We start from the raw sequence: 18,663 nt of genomic DNA on the forward strand, positions 1-18,663 counted from the left end.
CCCCAAGGGAAAAGAGGGACAACCAGATGACGATGCGCACGGAACTGCCCGGTGTAGAGGGGCAAGGCGGAAATCCGATCCAGGGGCGCACCCGCGCGCTGCTGCTGCTAGCGACGGCGGCGCTTGCGCTTGCAGGGTGCGAAAAGCTCGGGATCGGCGGCGGCGGGGAGCCCAAGGGGCAGGTCGTCGCGACGCTGGACGGCCAGGAGATCACCGTTCTGGAGGTGAATGCCGAACTCGCCGGCACACCCATCCCGCCCTCGATGTCGCGCCGCGAGGCCGAGAAGCTTGCGCTGGAGAACATCGTGACGCGCCGGATGCTGGCGAAGGCCGCCGAAGAGCGCGAGCTGAACAAGAAGCCCGAGTTCCTGCTGCAGGAACGGCGCGCGGAAGAGCAGCTCCGCGTCCAGGCGCTGGCGCGCGACATCGCCGCCAAGGTGGTCACGCCGACACGGGACGAGGCCGAGAAGTTCATCAGCGAAAACCCCTATCTGTTCGCCAACCGCACCTTCTTCATTCTGGATCAGATCCAGTTCCTGCGACCGGACAACATTGAAAAGCTCGGGCTGGAAGGCGCGACCACCATGGCAGAGGTGGAACAGATCCTGACGGCGAACAACATCCCCTTCCGCCGCCAGCCGGCCTCGCTGGACTCGCTTGGCGCGAACCCGGCCTTCGTGAAGGAAGTGACGACCGTGCTGGCGAAGAAGCCGGACGAGCTGTTCATGTTCGCGACTCGTCCGCAGGGCGCACCGGCACCCGTGGTTCTGGTGAACCAGGTGAAGGACACCAACGTGCAGCCCTTCACCGGAGACAAGGCGCGGGAATTCGCCGTGAACTTCCTGCGCAACGAGCGGGTTCAGAACGCCCTGAAGGCGGAAGTGGACCGGCAGAAGAAATCCCAGGCGGAGCGGGTGAAGTTCCAGGAAGGCTGGGCACCCGCCAAGCCCAAGGACGCCAAGGCGGCCGCCACGAAGCCGAACCCGCTGAACCTGTCGGGCGAGGCCCCGACGGCCGGCACGGGGATGGAGGCGGCAACCGCTGCGCCGCCGACGACGCCTGCAGCCGCCCCGGCGCAATCGCCGGCGGGCTGATCTGTTTCAGGCGAACGGGGCGGCATCGCGGCCGCCCCGGCCGGATTGCGGACACTGCGGACACTGGCGCGTTCGCGGCCCCCCTCGAAAGGATCATGCGTGCGCAAGGGAATTATACTGGCTGGCGGATCGGGCACGCGGCTCTATCCGCTGACCAAGCCGGTTTCGAAGCAGTTGATGCCTGTCTATGACAAGCCGATGATCTATTATCCGCTGTCGGTGCTGATGCTGGCGGGAATTCGCGAGATCCTGATCATCACCACGCCGCAGGACCAGGCCGCATTCCGGAATCTGCTGGGGGATGGCGGCGACTGGGGGCTGTCGCTCAGCTATGCGGTGCAGCCGGAGCCGAAGGGTCTGGCGCAGGCCTATCACATCGGCGCGGACTTCATCGGCGACGGCCCGTCCGCCCTGATCCTGGGCGACAACATCTTCTATGGCCATGGCCTGCCGGAGCTTCTGCAGCGTGCGGACGCGCGGACGGAAGGCGCAACCGTGTTCGGCTACTGGGTGAAGGATCCGCAGGCCTATGGCGTGGTCAGTTTCGATTCCGCCGGCCGGGCCGAAACGATCGAGGAAAAGCCGCCACAGCCCAAAAGCAACTTCGCCGTCACGGGGCTCTACTTCTATGATGGCCGCGCGGTGGAACTGGCCCGCCAGATCAGGCCGTCTGCACGGGGCGAACTGGAAATCACCGATCTCAACCGCCTCTACCTCGAGGCAGGCGACCTGAATGTCGAGCTGATGGGGCGCGGCTTCGCATGGCTGGATACCGGCACCCACGGCAGTCTGCTGGACGCTGCGCTGTATGTGCGGATCATCGAGGAACGGCAGGGCCTGAAGATCTGCTGCCCCGAGGAAATCGCCTGGCGGCAGGGCTTCATCGACGACGCCCGGCTCCGGCGCGTCGCCGAGCCGCTGCGCAAGAGCGGCTATGGCGAATATCTGCTCGCCCAGCTGGAGCGCGGCCGATGAAGGTCGAGGCGCTGGCCATACCGGAGGTCAGGCTGCTGACGCCGCGCGTGTTCGGAGACGAACGCGGCTTTTTCCTTGAGACCTTCAATTCACGCCTGTTCGCGGAAGCCGGGCTTCCCACCGAGTGGCGGCAGGACAATCACAGCCGATCCGTGCGCGGCGTTCTGCGCGGCCTGCATTACCAGCTGGTCGAACCGCAGGGAAAGCTGGTGCGCGTGGCGCGCGGCCGGGTGTTCGATGTTGCGGTCGACATCCGTCGATCCTCCCCCACGTTCGGCCGTTGGGTGGGCGCGATCCTGTCCGACGAGACGCAGCAGATGCTGTATGTACCGCCGGGGTTCGCGCACGGTTTTGTCGTCCTCTCGGACGTGGCCGACTTCTGCTACAAGTGCACCACATTGTGGCATCCGCAGTCCGATCGCTCTCTGCGCTGGGATGATCCCACGATCGGGATCGACTGGCCGCTTGCCGAAGCGGGTGAACCGCAGCTGGCAGCGAAGGATGCCGCCGCCCCACTGCTGGCGGATGCGGAGCTGTTCGCATGAAGGTGCTGATCGCAGGCGCCGCTGGCCAGCTTGGCCGTGCACTTCAGGCAACGGCCCCGGCCGGTGTGACGATCTTGGCACCGCCGGAGGACGCGTTTGACATCCTTGACGAGGCGAAGGTGTCCGCCGTCGTTTCGGCGACAGCGCCCGCGCTGGTCGTGAATGCGGCCGCCTATACCCAAGTGGACAGGGCCGAAACGGATGCGGAAACGGCCGAGGCCGTGAACGGCCGTGCGGCCGGGCGACTGGCGGGTGCGGCCGCCGCGACCGGCGCGCGGTTCGTGCATGTCTCCACCGATTTCGTGTTCGACGGCCTTTCCGCCCTACCCTACGCACCGGATGCCTCGCCCTGTCCGCTTGGAGTCTATGGCGCGACCAAACTTTCCGGCGAGCGGCAGGTGGCCGCCGCCCACCCCGGCGCGCTGATCGTGCGGACGGCGTGGGTCTATGCCGCGCAGGGCAACAATTTCGTCCGCACCATGCTGCGGCTGATGCGCGAGCGGGACGAACTGCGCGTGGTGGCGGATCAGGTCGGAACGCCCACCCATGCCGCCAGCCTGGCCCGCGCGATCTGGGCCCTGGATGCAGCCGGCGCGACGGGGATATTCCACTGGACGGACGCCGGCGTCGCCAGCTGGTATGATTTCGCCGTCGCGATCCGCGACGAAGCGTTGGCGATCGGCCTTCTCGATCGGCGCACGGCGGTTGTGCCGATCCGGACGAGCGACTATCCCACCCCTGCCCGGCGCCCGGCGATGAGCGTGCTCGACAAGGGGTCCAGCTGGGCGATCACAGGGCCTGCGGCCCACTGGCGCGATGAGCTGAAACTGGCACTCGCGGAGATGAAGGAAACGGGTTGATGGCATCGCTTCTGGTGACGGGTGGAGCTGGCTTCATCGGCTCCAACTTCGTGGCGCACTGGATGGCGACCCACCCGCAGGACCGGGTGACGGTTCTGGATCTGCTGACCTATGCCGGGAATCGTGCGAACCTCGATGGGCTGAACGCCGAACTGGTGGTGGGCGACATCCGCGACGAGGGACTGGTGACGGAGCTGCTGCGCAGCCGCGAGATCCGCACGATCGTCCACTTCGCCGCCGAAAGCCATGTCGACCGCTCCATCCTTGGCCCGGACGCCTTCATCGAGACGAATGTGCTGGGCACGCACGCGCTGCTGAAGGTGGCGCGGCGCGAATGGGTGGATGGCAAGCTCCCGCACCGTTTCCATCATGTGTCGACGGACGAGGTCTATGGCACGCTGGGGCCGGCCGATCCGGCCTTCCGCGAAGACACGCCCTATGCGCCCAACTCCCCCTATTCTGCCTCGAAGGCCGCGTCCGACCATCTGGTGCGCGCCTACCACCACACCTACGGGCTGATCACGACGACGTCGAACTGCTCCAACAACTATGGGCCGTTCCACTTCCCGGAAAAGCTGATCCCGCTGTTCATCATCAATGCGCTGCATGGCCGCAACCTGCCCATCTATGGCGACGGCCTGCAGGTGCGGGACTGGCTGCATGTGGAAGATCATTGCCGGGGCATCGCGGCAGTGATCGAAAAGGGCCGGCCGGGCGAAACCTACAATATCGGTGGCGGCGCCGAACTGCCCAACCTGACCGTGATCGACACGCTGTGCGCGGCGGTGGACAAGGCGTTCGCGGCCGATCCCGCGCTTGCGGGCCGCTTTCCCGACGCGCCGGCCGCGAAGGGCCTGCCGACGGCGAGCCTGAAGACCTTCGTAACCGACCGGCCGGGGCATGACCGCCGCTATGCCATCGATTGCAGCAAGGCGATGACCGAACTGGGCTATCGCCCCCGGCACAGCTTCGAAAGCGGCTTTGCGCAGACCCTGAAATGGTATCTGGACCATGAGGGCTGGTGGCGCGGCATCCTGGACGGCAGCTACATGGACTGGGTGAAGGCCAATTACGGCAACCGGTCTGCGGCCCGGTAGGGGCCCCGCATGAAGCTGGACCCGCGACTTCAGCGACTGATCGACTGGTTGCAGGCACACAAGGCATGGCTTTCGGCCCTGCTGACACTCGCCGTGCTCATGGTTGCGGGCTTTGCGCTGTGGGAAATCCTGAAGGAAGTGAAGCTGGCGGACATCGGATCCGCCTTCGGACGGATCACCCCACACCAGATTGCGCTGTCGATCGGCCTGACCGCGCTGTCGTTCTTCGTCCTGAGTTTCTATGATGTGCTGGGCCTGACCGCGATCGGCAAGCCGCAGCCCTACTGGCGGGCGCTCCTGGGCAGTTTCACGGCCTACAATCTTTCCCACAACCTGGGGTTCGCACCGATCACAGGCGCGGCCGCGCGATGGCGGGCCTATCGCGGGACAAGCCTGGACCCCGGCGACATCGCGCGGCTTGTCGTGATCGCCGGGGTGACATTCTGGCTGGGCATCTTCCTGCTGCTGGGGATCTTTCTGGTCGCCTTTCCGGGCGCGCTAAGGGTACATGATGCGACCATGCCCTATGCCACGCAGGCGCTGATCGGGTGCGGCATCCTGGCGGCAATCGCCGTCTATCTGCTGGCCTGCGCCCGGCAGACCGGGCCGCTGAACATCCTGGGCTGGACCCTGCCAGTGCCGACGCTGCGGCAGGCACTGATCCAGTTCGCCCTGGCTGCGACGGATATCGCAATCGCAAGCGCCGCGCTTCTGGTGCTGCTGCCGCCCGAAGCCTGGCACCATTATCCCGACTTTCTTGTCGCCTATGTGGTTGCCGTCGTCGTGGCGCTGCTGGCCCATGCGCCGGGCGGCATCGGCGTGTTCGAGGCTGTCGTGCTCGTCACCCTGCCGGAAGTGGACAAGCCGTCGCTGATTTCGGCGCTGATCCTGTATCGCCTGATCTATTACTGGGGGCCGCTGCTGATCGCGGTGGCGCTTCTGGGGTTGAACGAATTGCGCATGATCCGGCGGAAGGATGTTCAGCAAGGGTCAAGGGAAGCGCGGCTAACAGACGACATCACCCTCTGACCCACTCCGGCGCCAATGGGCTTCTGCTCGGGCGCCGGTTCTCTTTTCAGGGTCAGGCGATCATCGCCCGCAGCATCCAGGCCGTCTTTTCATGCACCTGCATGCGCTGGGTCAGCAGGTCCGCCGTCGGTTCGTCGCTTGCCGCCTCCACGGCGGGAAACAGCGCCCGCGCCGTGCGCACGACCGTGGCCTGATCCGCCGCCAGTTCCGCGATCATCGCATCCGCCGCAGGGATCCCCTGCGCTTCCTTCACCGTGGATAGCTTCGCGAATTCCGAATAGCTGCCCGGCGCCCAGGCCCCGAGCGCGCGGATGCGTTCGGCGATCACGTCAACGGCCATCGCGAGTTCGGTATATTGCGTTTCGAACATGGTGTGCAGCGTGTTGAACTGCGGGCCTGTGACGTTCCAGTGATAATTATGCGTCTTCAGATAGAGGGTGTAGGTGTCCGCCAGCAGGCGGGAAAGGCCATCGGTTATGGCGGCAAGCTGATCCGCGGGGATCCCGATGTCGAGCGCGGCCGGATCCGGCACGGCCGCCTTTTTCGACTTGCCCGATGCTGACTTCTTTTCCGATTTCGCAGCCATTCGATCCTGCCTTTCCTGTTCGCTTACGCCATTGATACCGGATCAGCCAGTATCGGGTGAAGGCCGGGAATTTCGCTATCTGACATCGAACGCGGTCACCTTGTCGCCTGTCGCGCGGCAATCGATGGCCATTGACTGGCTGTGATCCGGATAGGTCGCCGTCACGCCGGCGCGGATCGCCCATCCGTCGCCTATGCGCGTGGCGCTGTCCACCCGATCTAGCCGGATGGCGGTGCCGCCCGTTGCCCCCACCTGGCGGGCCGCTTCCTTCAGGCAGGCCTGGCCGGGCGTGCGCGCGTCAGGCTGGAATTTCGAAAGGTCCGCATTGACGGTTGCGGTTGTCGCGGTCGCGGCTGTCGACGAACGGCTGCTGCCGCCCTTGCCGGCGGCGCTGAGGAGGGCGATCAGGCCGGCCGCCAGTGCCACGCCACCAATCACGGCGCCGGCATCGGAGCCCCCGCCGCCGCCGCTGCCGCTGCCGCTGCCGGAGGTGTCGCCGCTGACGTTGCCATAGCCATAGCCGAAACGGGCCTGACAGCCGTTATCGACCCAGACGCTGCTGCGATCATAGCCCCAGCTGCGGCCCTGCACGCAGCTGGCGGACGAGAACTGCCGAAGCAGTTCCACCCGGTTGCCGGTGTTGGCGCTGCACCGGCGGTAGCGGTTGTTGTCGGATCGGCATTCCAGCTGGCCGGCGAAGCCCTGGTTGCCGCCCCAGCCACCGCCACCCCAGCCGCCGCCACTGTCGTTGCCATAGCCATAACCGAAGCGGGCCTGGCAGCCGGCGCGGACGGTGATCGAACGGCGGTCGGCGCGCCAGGACCTCCCCTCGATGCAGGCCGAGCTGCTGTACTGCTGGATCATCTCCACCCGGCCCTCGGTATTGGCATAGCAGACCTGTTCGCGTCCATCGCGGCTGCGGCAGGTGATTTCGCCGGCAAAGCTCTGCCCGTTGCCACCCCAGCCACCCCCGGAGCCGCCACCCCAGCCGCCGCCGCTGCCATTGCGGACAAGCGCTTCGAAGTTGCCGCCGCAGCCGTTGGTGACCTGAATGGAATTGCCGACCCGCCGCCAGGTCTGCCCCTCGCGGCAGAGGCCGGACCTGTCGGGTCCGGTGAAGCTGACGGACAAGGTATCGTTCGGCAGGCTGCAGGTCTGTGTGCGGTTGGCCGTCGAGTAACAGGGAATCGTGACGGATCGATTATAAGTCTGTGCGGCCGCCCCCGAAACGGCGATCGGCGCCAGCATCGGCACCGGGGCCAGCTGCGCAAGGACAAGGGCCGAAGCGGCCCCGAAACTGACCGGACGGTTCAAGTTGCTCATGCCTGAATTCCCCGTTTATGCCCGCATGTTCCTTTATCTTAAGCTAGGCGGGGCCTGTCTCCAACGCAAATCGGATTGCGGGGTTGCTGCCGTGGGCGGTTGAGGCTTTGGGCGGCTGCGGCTACGGGCAGGGCCGAGGAGATTTGAAGTGGACGTTTTTCAGCGGTTCGAAGCAGTGGTGGCGGATGCCGTGAACGCCCTTGTGGCGGATGGCACGGTGCCGGCGGACGCCGCCAACGCGGCGATCGTGCTGGAGCCCCCGCGCGACCCCAGCCATGGCGACCTTGCCACCAACGCCGCCCTGGCGCTGGCGAAGGCCGCGAAAACCAACCCGCGCGAACTGGCGACCCGCATCGCCATGGGGCTGGCCCGCCATCCGGAGATCGCAAGCGCCGAAGTGGCAGGGCCGGGCTTCATCAACCTGACGCTGGACCCCGGCGTGTGGCAGGACGAGATTCGACGCATCCAGGCCCAGGGCGCGGACTATGGCCGCGGCGATCCGCGGCAGGAAGCGCTGCCGATCAATGTCGAATATGTCTCTGCCAACCCGACCGGGCCGATGCACATGGGGCATTGCCGGGGCGCCGTGGTGGGCGACGCGCTGGCGAGCCTGCTGGGCTTTGCCGGGCATGATGTGGTGCGCGAATATTATGTGAACGATGCCGGCGGTCAGGTGGACGTGCTCGCCCGCTCGGCCCACCTGCGCTACCGCGAGGCGCTGGGCGCGGATATCGGCGAAATCCCCGAGGGCCTCTATCCGGGCGATTATCTGAAGCCCGTGGGCAAGATCCTTGCCGCCGAATATGGGGACCGTTTCGTGGGTGCGCCCGAGGCGGAGTGGCTGGCGCCGTTCCGCACGAAGGCAGTCGCCGCGATGATGGACATGATCCGCGCTGATCTCGCCCTGCTGGGCATCCATCATGACATCTTCTCGTCAGAGGCCGAGCTGCTCGCCTCCGGCGCACCGCAGAAGGCCGAGGCGGAGCTGAGGGCGCGCGATCTCGTCTATGATGGTGTGTTGCCGCCGCCGAAGGGCGAAGTGCCGGACGACTGGGAACCGGTGGAGCTGCCCCTGTTCCGTTCGACCGCCTATGGCGACGACATCGACCGGCCGATCCGCAAGTCCAACGGACAATGGACCTATTTCGGCAACGACATGGCCTATCACGCCGAAAAGGCCCGTCGTTCGTCCGCGCTGGTGAACATCTGGGGCGCGGACCATGCCGGCACCGTGAAGCGGATCGAGGCCGCGGTGGACGCGCTGACCAACGGCGAAAAGCGGCTGGACGTGAAGCTGGTGCAGATGGTGCGCCTGTTCCGTGCCGGAGAGCCGGTGAAGATGTCGAAGCGGTCCGGCAATTTCGTCACCCTTGCCGATGTGGTGAATGAAGTGGGGCGCGATGTGGTGCGCTTCATGATGCTGACCAAGCGTCCCGAGGCGATGCTGGATTTCGACTTTGCCGACGTGGTGCAGCAGTCGCGCGAAAACCCCGTATTCTATGTGCATTATGCCCATGCGCGGATCTCTTCGGTGCTGCGCCGGGCCGGTGCGCTGGCCCTGCCCGCGCCCGCGCCGCTGGATCGGCTGGACCAGCAGGAACTCGCCCTGGCCGGCCTGGCCGCGCAGTGGCCGCGCGTGGTGCGGCAGGCCGCCGCCGCGCGGGAGCCGCACCGCATCGCCTTCTACCTCGCCGATCTGGCGGGCGCCTTCCACACATTGTGGAACCGGGGCAATGATGATCCCGCCTTCCGCCTGCTGGTGGAAGACGATCTGCCCCTGACAGCCGCACGGCTGGCGCTGGCCTCTGCCGTGGCGCAGGTGATCCGCACCGCGCTGGGCGTGATGGGCGTGCAGGCGGCGGAGGAACTGCGCTGATGGCGAAGGGCCCTTCTCCGCGTGAAGATGCCCGCCGGCGTGGCTGGGAAGAGCCCGCGCCGCGCCGCCGCAGGGCCGACGCAGAGGAAGCGCCCTGGCTGGACGAGGGCGACTATGACGACGAGGGGCCGACCCATACGCTGATCGGCCGGCGCACCCTGTGGGGCATCCTGTTCCTTCTGGCCGTGCTGACGGTTGGCGTGGTGGTGGGAATCACACTGGTTTCCAGGCGGGATGCAGCCCCCATCGACGTGCCGGCCGTTGGCGAGGAAGTGCCCGTGCTGCGCGCGCCGGGCCCCTGGAAAGTGCCCCCCACCGGGCCCGACGTGGACGGTGTGCCGGTGGAAGGACAGGGCCAGGTGCTGTTCGGCACCGGGGACGGGCGGGAAACGGATTCGGCCATCGCGCTGGATGCGATGCCCGAAGACCCGCTGCCAAGACCCGGACAGGCCCAGACACTGCCCATGGTGGACGAGGCGCTGGAATCCGGCGGGCCTAGGATCACGGCGGATCCGCCGGTGCAGGCCGCCCCGCCGGCACCCGCGCCGATCCAGCCCAAGACCAGCGTGACGGTAACGCCGCGCGAAGCACCAAGGATGGAAGCCGTGAAGCCCGCCGTGAAGCCCAGGGCGATCGAGGCGCCGGCGACCTCCGCCCCGGCGGGTGGCAACGGGCAGACCTTGCAGCTGGGCGCCTTCTCCTCCAGCGCGCGAGCGCGCGAGGCGTTCAAGTCATTGTCCGGCCGTTATGCCTATCTGGCCGAAATGGAGCCACTGATCGTGCCGGTGACGACCGACGGCAAGACGCTGTACCGGCTGCGCACGACCGCCCCCAGCCCGAAGGCCGCGCGCGATATCTGCGGCCGGCTGAAGGTGGCGGGCGAGGCCTGCTCCGTGGTGGATTAGCGCCTTTTTGCCAGCTTGCCGCTATTTGCTTCATCTTCCTATCCGTTGGTCAGGAAAGAGGGAGACAAGCGATGTCGATGTTCCGGCCGGACCTGCTGAAGGGCCACAAGATCCTCGTGACCGGTGGAGGCACCGGGCTCGGCAAGACAATGGCGCAGGGCTATGCCGCCCACGGCGCAGACGTGGTGATCTGGGGCCGTCGCGGCCCGATTCTGGAAGAGACCGCAGCCGAACTGCGCGAAGCGACAGGCGGACAGATCACCCCGATGGCTGTCGATATCCGCAACGCCAGTGCAATCGACGAGGCGATGGAGGAGATCTTCGCGAACGGGCCGCTGACGGGCCTCGTCAACAATGCCGCGGGGAATTTCATCAGCCGGACCGAGGATCTTTCGGCCAACGCCTTCAACGCAGTCGCCTCGATCGTGGCGCACGGCACCTTCAACACGACGGTCGCGGCCGGCAAGCGCTGGATCGCCGGCGGGCACAAGGGATCCATCCTGTCCATCGTGACCACCTGGGTGTGGACTGGATCCCCCTTCACGGTGCCAAGCGCCATGTCCAAGGCGGGCGTTGCCGCCATGACGCAGAGCCTGGCGGTGGAATGGGGCCCCAAGGGGATCCGCGCCAACGCCATCGCGCCCGGCCCCTTCCCCACAAAGGGTGCCTGGGAACGGCTGATGCCGGAACCGCTGGTGAAAAAGACCGGCTCCGCGATGGGATCGGAGGACATTCCGCTGCGGCGGATGGGCGACCACCCGGAACTCGCCAACCTCGCCATCTTCCTGATGGCCGATGGATGCGAATATCTGACAGGTGAGGTGATCGCACTGGACGGCGGCCAGTGGCTGGCGACGGGCGGCAATTTCCATGCCCTCACCCGGCTCGATTCAAATGACTGGGACATGATCGGCCAGGCGATCCGCACCACGAACAGCCAGGACCGCCAGCAGCGCACGACCTGAATTGCGATCCGGGATCCGAAAGCCTAGGAGCGGGCGATGACCAACAGCCAGCTGATCCTTATCGGTGCCCTGATCGTGGCGGTGATCGTCGTCGCCTTTGCCCTGCTGCGTTCAAGGGCATCGGCCAGAAAGGCAGCGCCGGTCGAAGCGGCGGAACCGGCGCCGCCGCCACCGCCGCCGGCCGACACGCCATCCCCCTTCCTTCCCGCGCCGGAAGGCGAAGCGGATGATCTGGGAAGGATCAAGGGCATCGGCCCCAAACTGCAGGCGCGGCTGAAAGAACTGGGCGTGTTCCATTATGCCCAGATCGCGGGCTGGACACCCGCGCAACTGGCACTGGTGGACGCCGAACTGGGCCAGTTCCAGAGCCGCCCGGAACGGGACCAGTGGCAATCCCAGGCGCGGCTTCTGGCGAGCGGCGACCGGAAGGCCTATGAACGGGTCCATGGCAAGCTGGGCCCTGAGGCGGCGCCCGGCACCGACGCTTGACCGCTTCGGAGGGCGTGCCGCCCATTCCCCGGGGGCCGCTGACCTTCATCCTGCTGACGGTTCTGATGGACGTGATCGGCTTCGGGCTGATCGTGCCCGTGCTGCCCACGATCGTCGCCGAACTGGGACATGTGGACATGAGCGAAGCCGCTGGGATCGGCGGGTTCATCATCATGTCCTATGCACTGGCGCAATTCCTGTTCTCGCCAGTGATGGGCGGTCTTTCGGATGCGTTCGGCCGGCGGCCTGTGCTGCTGGCCTCCATGGGTGGGTTTGCCGCCAGCATGCTGATCGTCGCCGTCGCGCCGACACTGACGATCCTGTTCCTGGCCCGCATCCTGGCAGGCCTGACGGGCGCCAGCATCGCCACGGCCAACGCCTACATCGCGGACATCACGCCGCCCCAGCGCCGGGCGCAGACCTATGGCCTGCTGGGCGTGGCGTTCGGCCTGGGGTTCGCACTGGGCCCGGCGATCGGCGGCCTGATCGGATCGCTGCATCCGCGCTGGCCGTTTCTGGTGGCAGCCGGGATGGCGGGCTGCAACATGCTGATCGGAATCTTCCTGCTGCCGGAAAGCCTGCCGGCCGAACGGCGCCGTCCGTTCGACTGGCGGCGCGCGAACATCGTGGGCAGCATCCGCCAGCTTGGGCGGCTGGGCGGCAGCCTGCGGCAACTGGCGCTCGTCTATTTCCTGTGGATGCTCGCGATCCAGTCGCTGCACGGAATCTGGAGCTACATCACCGCCTATCGCTATGGCTGGACCCCCTTCGGAATCGGCCTTTCGCTGACATTCGTGGGCGTGATGGCGATCCTGGTGAACGGCCTGCTCGTCAGGCGAAGCGTGCGCAGCCTGGGCGAATGGAAGACCGCGCTTGTCGGCATCAGCTTCGGCATGATGGCCTATGTGGTCTATTTCTTCGCCGACCAGCCCGCCCTTGCCTATCTGGGGCTGCTGGTGGGCTCGATCGGGGGGCTTACGGTGCCCGCGCTTCAGGCCCTGATGACGGAACGCGCGCCCGCCAACGCCCAGGGCGAACTCCAGGGCGCGCTGGCGACGCTTTCGTCTCTCACCATCATCCTGGGTCCGCCCATGTTCGCCTTCGTGTTCAGCCGCTTTACCGGCCCCGATGCGATCCTCCACCGGCCGGGCATGCCCTTCATGCTTTCGATCCTGCTGGCGGGGTGTGCGCTGGCCTCTCTGATGCGCAACAGGCCCACGAGCCCCACGCTGCAGCAGTAAGGCTCAGCCCCTCAGCAGCCGGCCGGGCAGCGCACCCGTCGGTTCGCCCTGTTCGAAGGTGGGAACACCCGCGCACAGGGTCAGCAGGATCCCGCGCGGCCGCTGCAGCAGCCGCCCGCCGCCCGCCGGCAGGTCATGCACCATCTTCGGCGGCGGCACCGACAGCGCCTCCAGATCAAGGATGTTGAGATCCGCGCGATAGCCCGGCGCCACCACGCCCCTGTCCATCCAGCCCACATGGGCGGCATTCCGCTGCGTCAGACCATGCACCAGCTGTTCGATCGGGATTCGGGCCCCGGCCTTGTTGCCCTGCCGCCAGATGGCGATGGTGCTTGTGGGAAAGCTGGCGTCGCAGATGGTGCCGCAATGTGCGCCGCCATCGGACAGGCCATAGAGCGTGTTCGGGGCCGTCATCATGGCGTGGACATCATTCAGGCTGCCGCGCGCATAATTGATGAGGGGCATGTAGAGCAGTCGGTGGCCCTCCTCCTCGCGCAGCAGGTCCAGCATATATTCGGCGGGCGACACCCCGGCCTTCGCCGCCTCCGCCGCGACCGAGCGATCCGCCGTCGGTTCATAGTCGACAGGGTCCGACACGCGGAACATCCGGCTGAAGCCATGGGCGATCAGCGCGCCGAAACCCTCCGGGTGGGTTTCGGCATGCTGTTGCAGCAGCCGCTCACGCACATCCGGCTTGCCCAGTTCCGCCACCTTCTCCGCCAGCGGCAGGGCGCCGATGCGCCGCCATTCCGGGCAGAACAGGAAAGGGTTCAGCGTGGCTTCCAGCCCCTGCACCACGCCGATGGGGCGGGGGGCGACCTGGCATTTCACATCCAGGCCCTTCGCCACCATCTGCGCCACGCGGGCGAAGATGTGATGGAACCTGTCGGGCGCTTCGTCCGTCTGCTGCACCGTGAAGGACAGCGGCCGGCCGCTGGTCACGGCCATCGACTCGATCAGATCCAGCTCGCGGTCGGCAAAGGCGTCGTCCGCAGTCAGATAGGCATCCGAAATCAGCTGGATCACGCCCCTGCCCGCCCGGCGCATCGCGGCGGCGATTCCCAGAAGCTCGGCCTCGCCGGCTTCCAGCGTGCCGATATTCTCTCCCGAGCGGCTTCGATGGACGAAGGTGCGGCTGGTGGAAAAGCCCAGAGCGCCCGCAGCGAGCGCCTCTTCCGTCAGCCGCGCCATCTCCGCGATCTCGGCCTCGGTCGGATGTTCGCGGTGATCGCCGCCGCGATCCCCCATCACATACGTCCGCAGCGCGGCGTGCGGCAGGTGCGCAGCGACATCCAGCGCGAAATCCCGCCGGCCAAGCGCTTCGAGATAGTCGGGAAAACTCTCCCAGTCCCAGGTCAGTCCTTCGGCGAGCGCGGTGCCGGGGATGTCCTCAACCCCTTCCAGCAATGCGATCAGCCAGTCGTGCCGGTCCGGGCGGGCAGGAGCGAAGCCGACCCCGCAGTTGCCCATCGCAAGCGAGGTGACGCCGTTGAGGCTGGTGGGTGCCAGGAACGGATCCCAGCTGGCCTGGCCGTCATAATGGGTGTGGATGTCCACGAAGCCCGGCGTGACCACGCGGCCAGTCGCATCGATGGTGCGGGCAGCCGGGCCGGAAACAGCCCCCACTTCGGCGATCAGGCCATCCTTCACGGCGATATCGGCTGTTCGTGCCGGCGCACCTGTGCCATCCACCAGCGTCGCATTGCGGATCAATATGTCGAACATGTCTCACTCTCCCGTTTCTGATCGTCCGCCATTCGGCCCGCGCGTCAAGCTGGCGAAGGCATGAGTCCCGTTTCCAGACGCGATGCGCTGGTGCTGGCAGCGATGCTCGGCGCAGGCGGCGCGGCGCTGATTGCCGTGCGAACCACCCGTCCTGTCGGCATCGTTCTGGAACCTTCGCCTGTGCTGGATGCGGCATGGGCCGAGCAGCGACCCGAAACCGGCCCGGCGGATGCCGACCTCAAGCTGCTGGTCTTCACGGATTACAATTGTGGCGCCTGCCGCATGGCCCACCCCGACATGATGGCTGCAGCACGGGCGGACGGCCGCGTTTCGATCCGCTTCTTCGACTGGCCGATCTTCGGAGACGACAGCCGGGCTGCGGCGCTCGGCGCCCTGGCGGCGGCACGGCAGGGGCTCTACCTGCCGGTGCATACCGGACTGATGGCCGGCGGGCGAGCGGATGGGCAGTCGGCCGAAGCGGCGCTGGAAGCCGCTGGCGGGAATGTCGCGGCCTATCGGGAAGCCCTTGCGCAAAGATCCCCTGAGTTCGAGGGGCAGCTGGCACGCAATGCTTTACATGCCTTTGCACTCGGCCTGGGGGGCACCCCGGGGCATCTGATCGGGCGCGTGCTGGTGCGCGGCGCTGTGCCAGAACGGGGATTCCGGCGGGCGTTCGAACAGGCACGCGCGCTCAATCGATAGGATGGTGGCGCGCGGCCCGGGCGCTATCAGCGGATCAGATTCAACCAAGGGGAGTGGGACATGAGCATCGCTGTTGTGGCAACCATCCGGATCCGACCGGGATCGGCTGCGGAATTCGAGGCCACCTTCAAGGCGCTGGCGAAACAGGTTCGCGCCAACGAGCCGGGCAACCATCTGTACCAGCTGACGAAGAGCCGCACCGAGGCGGACACCTACAAGGTGCTGGAAATCTATGCCAATGATGCCGCGCTGGCGGCCCACCGCGACATGCCGCATTTCAAGGCGGCAGGCCCGGCGCTGGGTGCAGTGCTTGCCGGCGCGCCGGACATCGAACTGCTGGACTGCCTGGACTGAAACCGGCCGGGCGTGGCCGACCGAAGGGGAAATGGCGCGCCCGGCAGGACTCGAACCTGCGACATTCCGCTTAGAAGGCGGATGCTCTATCCAGCTGAGCTACAGGCGCGCGCGGGGCTGCCTTAGCGCGAAAGCGCGGCGGCTACCTAAAGTTTTCAGCGTAGCTTTGCAGGATCAGCCTGCGGGCCGGGGGCTGTTCCACCTGCGGCTCGAACCCTTCGCGCGCGGCATAGGCCAGGGCCGATTCCAGCGACGGAAAACTGAGGCGCAGCTGGGTTTCGGTATCGCCGCTGCCCACCCATCCCATCATCGGGTCGGGACGCTTCTTCTCGACGGGTTCCGGCTCCAGAATCCAGGTGTCGGACCGGGCCTTGCCGGACTGGGTGGCGCGGACGCCGCGCTGATAGATTCGGGCCTTTCGCATGCGTTTGCCCTAGGCGTGGCGGACAGGGAATTCAACCGCGCGCACGCGCATCCGCCGCCTTCGTCCGCACCGTGGCCGCCGCCGATGCCGGATCGTCCGGCCAGGGGTGCCTGGGATAGCGCCCCTTCATGTCCTTCTGCACATCCTTCCACGCGCCTTTCCAGAAGGCGGGCAGGTCGCGCGTCCTGGCCACCGGGCGCCCGGCGGGCGAGGTGAGCGCGAGGGTGAGGGGGATACGGCCATCTGCCAGCATCGGGTGCGCGGCAAGGCCGAACACCGCCTGTACCCGGACATCCGCTTCCGGCCCGCCGTCGGCGGCATAATCGATGACATGGGATGTCCCGGCCGGGGATGCGAAGCGGGCCGGCGCAAAGCGATCCAACGCCTGACGGGCCGGCCAGTCCAGCAGATCCAGCAGGGCGCCGTCCAGTCGGGCATCGGACAGCCTGGAAACACCCGAGAGACGGGGCGCCAGCCAGATATCGAGGCTGGCAAGCAACCCTTCATCGCTGACATCCGGCAGGGCCGGGCAGCCAGCGGCCGAAGCGAAGCGCAGGCGATGCAGGGTGGCGGCCTCCGTTTCACTCCATGGCAATGCCCCAAGGCCCTGCGCACGCACATCCGCAAGCAGGGCCGCTGCGATTGCTTCCGGGCTGGCCGGTTCACGGCGGCGCGCGACTTCGATGGCGCCGAGACGGGTGATCGCGAGCTGCGCCAGCCTGCCGCTTGCCGGGTCGGGCGCAAGCGATTCCCGGATTTCCGTCCGCCCCTCCAGCCATTGCGGCAGGACGTCGGCCGGAATCGCCGCAGCAAGGCGGATTCGCGCGGAGGCCCCCGCCCCGCCTGCATCCGCCACGGCAAGCCATTCGGCCCTTGCCAACGGGTCACCGGCCTCCAGGCTGACGCCCCGGCCGTTGGCCATCAGATAATCCGCCGTCTGGTCAGAGGGGCCCGGCGCCTTTCGGCGACGAGCCACGCGATCGGGAAAAGCCTCGGCCAGCAACAGGGCTGCCGGCAGGACGCTGCGTCCATCGGCCGGTTGCAGCCGCTCCGCTTCTCGTGACCAGCGTTCGGACAGGCGTCGGGCGGCGACAGCGCGCGGTGCGCGATCCGAGCGGTAGCGCCGGAGACGGTCTTCAAGGTCGGTGGAGGGACCGCCGACACCCCGCTCCTCCAGCAGGGCCGCGATATCGCCCGCAGTCGTCGCCTGCCCGCGCGCAGCCCCTTCGATCAGCATATGCGCCAGCCGGGGTTGAAGGCCAAAGCGGGCGAGCAGACGCCCATGCGCCTTGAGCCTGCCTGCCTCGTCGAGTGCGCCTAGCTGCCGCAGATCCGCGCGCGCGGCCGCTATGGCGGCGGCAGGCGGCGGATCGAGCCATTGCAGCTGATCCGGCGAGGCGCCCCAGGCGGCCAGCCGCAGCAACAGCGGCGCCAGATCCGCCTCCAGGATCTCGGGCGGATCGAAGGGGATGAAGCCGCGCGTCTCGCCCTCTTCCCACAGCCGGATCGCGAGCCCCGGCGCCTGTCGCCCGGCGCGCCCGGCGCGCTGGGTGGCGGCCGCCTGAGAGACCCGTTCCGTGGCCAGCCGGGTTAGGCCCGAGGCGCGATCGAAACGCGGACGCCGCGCAAGGCCGGAATCGACCACGGTGCGCACGCCATCGATCGTGAGCGAGGTTTCGGCGATGCTGGTTGCTAGCACGACCCTGCGCGGCCCCGGCGCCAGCGCCGCCCGCTGGGCCGCGGGATCGGCCGTGCCGTGCAACTTGTGCAGCGCCACGCCCGCCGGCAGGGTCAGTCGCTCCGCCGTGCGCTCGATCTCGCCCACCCCGGGCAGGAAGGCCAGCACACTGCCCTCCCCCGTCCGCAGCGCCTCGTGGATGGCCGAAACCATGCGATCCTCGATGCGGGAGTCAGAGCGGCCGAGGTGGCGAATTTCGACCGGAAAGCTGCGCCCCTTCGATTCGAGAATTGGGGCATCGCCCATCAGCCGTGCGAAGCGCCCGCCATCCATGGTGGCGGACATGGCGACAATCCGGAGTTCAGGTCGCAATTGCTGGGCATCCAGCGCAAGCGCAAGACCAAGATCGCCTTCCAGATTGCGCTCATGAACCTCGTCGAACAGCAGCGCGCCTATGCCTTCCAGCGCCGGATCGGCGATCAGCCGGTTCACGAATAGCCCTTCGGTCAGGCATTCGATCCGGCTGCCGGGCTTCGATTCCAGCCGGGTGCGATAACCCACGCGTGCGCCCGGCTCTTCGCCCAGCAGGCTCGCGATGCGTTCGGCGGCCGCGCGCGCCGCCAGACGTCGCGGCAGCATCAGCAGGATCTTGCTGCCGCCCAGCCACCCGGCCTCCAGCAGGGAGGGTGCGACCAGCGTTGTCTTCCCGGCGCCGGGCGGCGCGACCAGCACGGCATTGGATGTTGCGAACAGGCTGGCGTGAAGGGCTGGGAGAACCTCGACGACGGGAAGGCC

At 67.2% G+C, this 18,663-nt stretch carries 18 protein-coding genes and 1 tRNA gene; 13 read left to right on the top strand and 6 right to left on the bottom strand.

Going from position 1 to position 18,663, the window contains the following annotated elements:
- Positions 1-26 precede the first annotated feature (26 nt).
- The 6 genes from ACW9TV_RS12415 to ACW9TV_RS12440 all read left to right on the top strand — a co-directional run bounded on the left by ACW9TV_RS12415 (position 27) and on the right by ACW9TV_RS12440 (position 5,600).
- A complete protein-coding gene (locus tag ACW9TV_RS12415; protein WP_494303778.1) occupies positions 27-1,094 on the top strand; it encodes a hypothetical protein in 1,068 nt (355 codons plus the stop codon).
- A gap of 99 nt (positions 1,095-1,193) precedes the next feature.
- A complete protein-coding gene (gene rfbA, locus ACW9TV_RS12420) occupies positions 1,194-2,069 on the top strand; it encodes a glucose-1-phosphate thymidylyltransferase RfbA (RefSeq protein ID WP_494303779.1) in 876 nt (291 codons plus the stop codon).
- A complete protein-coding gene (rfbC, locus tag ACW9TV_RS12425) occupies positions 2,066-2,614 on the top strand; it encodes a dTDP-4-dehydrorhamnose 3,5-epimerase (protein ID WP_494303780.1) in 549 nt (182 codons plus the stop codon). Before rfbA ends, rfbC begins: the two co-directional genes overlap by 4 nt.
- Complete coding sequence (gene rfbD / locus ACW9TV_RS12430) at positions 2,611-3,474, top strand: dTDP-4-dehydrorhamnose reductase (protein WP_494303781.1); 864 nt, start codon at positions 2,611-2,613, stop codon at positions 3,472-3,474. The genes rfbC and rfbD overlap by 4 nt, the downstream gene beginning before the upstream one ends.
- On the top strand, positions 3,474-4,571 hold the full coding sequence (gene rfbB, locus ACW9TV_RS12435) for a dTDP-glucose 4,6-dehydratase (protein WP_494303782.1): 1,098 nt from the start codon (positions 3,474-3,476) through the stop codon (positions 4,569-4,571). The genes rfbD and rfbB overlap by 1 nt, the downstream gene beginning before the upstream one ends.
- A 9-nt stretch (positions 4,572-4,580) precedes the next feature.
- Positions 4,581-5,600 (top strand): putative bifunctional lysylphosphatidylglycerol flippase/synthetase, encoded by a 1,020-nt coding sequence (locus ACW9TV_RS12440; protein ID WP_494303783.1) that lies wholly within the window; start codon positions 4,581-4,583, stop codon positions 5,598-5,600.
- 52 nt (positions 5,601-5,652) lie between these two features.
- Here ACW9TV_RS12440 and ACW9TV_RS12445 read toward each other — a convergent pair whose 3' ends face one another.
- Complete coding sequence (locus tag ACW9TV_RS12445) at positions 5,653-6,186, bottom strand: Dps family protein (RefSeq protein WP_494303784.1); 534 nt, start codon at positions 6,184-6,186, stop codon at positions 5,653-5,655.
- 75 nt (positions 6,187-6,261) lie between these two features.
- Positions 6,262-7,509 carry a DUF3011 domain-containing protein gene (locus tag ACW9TV_RS12450; protein WP_494303785.1) on the bottom strand — a complete coding sequence of 416 codons (1,248 nt, stop codon included), beginning with the start codon at positions 7,507-7,509 and terminating at the stop codon, positions 6,262-6,264.
- A gap of 148 nt (positions 7,510-7,657) precedes the next feature.
- Here ACW9TV_RS12450 and argS point away from each other — a divergent pair, with 148 nt between their 5' ends.
- The 5 genes from argS (at position 7,658) to ACW9TV_RS12475 (ending at position 12,985) form a co-directional block, all read left to right on the top strand.
- A complete protein-coding gene (argS, locus tag ACW9TV_RS12455; protein ID WP_494303786.1) occupies positions 7,658-9,385 on the top strand; it encodes an arginine--tRNA ligase in 1,728 nt (575 codons plus the stop codon).
- A complete protein-coding gene (locus ACW9TV_RS12460) occupies positions 9,385-10,290 on the top strand; it encodes an SPOR domain-containing protein (RefSeq protein ID WP_494303787.1) in 906 nt (301 codons plus the stop codon). Before argS ends, ACW9TV_RS12460 begins: the two co-directional genes overlap by 1 nt.
- A gap of 71 nt (positions 10,291-10,361) precedes the next feature.
- Positions 10,362-11,255, top strand: coding sequence for an SDR family oxidoreductase (locus tag ACW9TV_RS12465; protein ID WP_494303788.1), 894 nt, complete (start codon positions 10,362-10,364; stop codon positions 11,253-11,255).
- 36 nt (positions 11,256-11,291) lie between these two features.
- Positions 11,292-11,744: a helix-hairpin-helix domain-containing protein gene (locus ACW9TV_RS12470; RefSeq protein ID WP_494303789.1), complete on the top strand. Its 453-nt coding sequence runs from the start codon at positions 11,292-11,294 to the stop codon at positions 11,742-11,744.
- Positions 11,741-12,985, top strand: coding sequence for a TCR/Tet family MFS transporter (locus tag ACW9TV_RS12475; RefSeq protein WP_494303790.1), 1,245 nt, complete (start codon positions 11,741-11,743; stop codon positions 12,983-12,985). The genes ACW9TV_RS12470 and ACW9TV_RS12475 overlap by 4 nt, the downstream gene beginning before the upstream one ends.
- Before the next feature lie 3 nt (positions 12,986-12,988).
- Here ACW9TV_RS12475 and ACW9TV_RS12480 read toward each other — a convergent pair whose 3' ends face one another.
- Positions 12,989-14,710 (bottom strand): N-acyl-D-amino-acid deacylase family protein, encoded by a 1,722-nt coding sequence (locus ACW9TV_RS12480; protein ID WP_494303791.1) that lies wholly within the window; start codon positions 14,708-14,710, stop codon positions 12,989-12,991.
- 60 nt (positions 14,711-14,770) lie between these two features.
- Here ACW9TV_RS12480 and ACW9TV_RS12485 point away from each other — a divergent pair, with 60 nt between their 5' ends.
- Complete coding sequence (locus ACW9TV_RS12485; protein ID WP_494303792.1) at positions 14,771-15,412, top strand: DsbA family protein; 642 nt, start codon at positions 14,771-14,773, stop codon at positions 15,410-15,412.
- Positions 15,413-15,472: 60 nt separating this feature from the next.
- Positions 15,473-15,766: a putative quinol monooxygenase gene (locus ACW9TV_RS12490; RefSeq protein ID WP_494303793.1), complete on the top strand. Its 294-nt coding sequence runs from the start codon at positions 15,473-15,475 to the stop codon at positions 15,764-15,766.
- Between the two features lie 32 nt (positions 15,767-15,798).
- On the opposite strand, the gene ACW9TV_RS12495 is transcribed toward ACW9TV_RS12490, so the two are convergent.
- The 3 genes from ACW9TV_RS12495 to hrpB all read right to left on the bottom strand — a co-directional run bounded on the left by ACW9TV_RS12495 (position 15,799) and on the right by hrpB (position 18,621).
- A tRNA-Arg gene (locus tag ACW9TV_RS12495) sits at positions 15,799-15,875 on the bottom strand.
- A 33-nt stretch (positions 15,876-15,908) separates the two neighbouring features.
- Positions 15,909-16,190 carry an NADH dehydrogenase ubiquinone Fe-S protein 4 gene (locus ACW9TV_RS12500; RefSeq protein WP_494303794.1) on the bottom strand — a complete coding sequence of 94 codons (282 nt, stop codon included), beginning with the start codon at positions 16,188-16,190 and terminating at the stop codon, positions 15,909-15,911.
- Positions 16,191-16,221: 31 nt separating this feature from the next.
- The gene (hrpB, locus tag ACW9TV_RS12505) at positions 16,222-18,621 is read right to left on the bottom strand and encodes an ATP-dependent helicase HrpB (protein WP_494305094.1); all 2,400 of its coding nucleotides are present in this window, start codon (positions 18,619-18,621) and stop codon (positions 16,222-16,224) included.
- Positions 18,622-18,663: the final 42 nt, after the last annotated feature.

Source organism: Sandaracinobacter sp. T42 (assembly GCF_059115405.1).